Here is a 480-nt window from a genome sequence, read left to right as displayed (position 1 = left end):
CACGGACGGCGGCGGGAAGGCGGGCGGCTGGTCCTGCGCCGGGTACGGGGGCGACGGCTGCTGCGGTACGGGCGGGTTCTTCTCCAGCGAGGGCCTGTTCGCGGGCGGCGCCCACGGGTCGTTCCCGGCTCCCGCGCCCCCGCCGGCCTGTGTTCCGTCCGTCATGTCCTCGTCTCCCCCTTGTCCGATGGCCCGGCCATGCTACGGCCTCCTCACCTCGGCTCCGGCAGCCGGGGAGGCCGGCGGCCCCGGCCAGGGCCCGGCCGGGCGCCTACCATGACCGTGCCCACCGATCAGCCGATCACCCGCGCCGCGCCCACCGGGCGGCGCCCGTCCCGGGGAGGGGCCCCTTGACCGACCAGCACGCATTGACCGACCAGCACGCACTGCGCGACCGGCACGCCTTCATCGCCGGACTGCCCAAGGCCGAACTGCACGTGCACCACGTCGGCTCCGCCTCCCCCCGGATCGTCTCCGAAC

1 pseudogene is annotated in these 480 nt (G+C 76.0%); it reads left to right on the top strand.

Going from position 1 to position 480, the window contains the following annotated elements:
- Window positions 1-149: 149 nt before the first annotated feature.
- Window positions 150-480 (top strand): annotated as a pseudogene (locus C1I97_RS42370) (hypothetical protein); the annotation flags it as partial.

It is taken from the genome of Streptomyces sp. NTH33, from assembly GCF_003236365.1.
Taxonomy (GTDB): domain Bacteria; phylum Actinomycetota; class Actinomycetes; order Streptomycetales; family Streptomycetaceae; genus Streptomyces.
The sequence above is the reverse complement of the archived record's forward strand: the minus strand, read 5'-3'. Positions and strand labels throughout refer to the sequence as shown.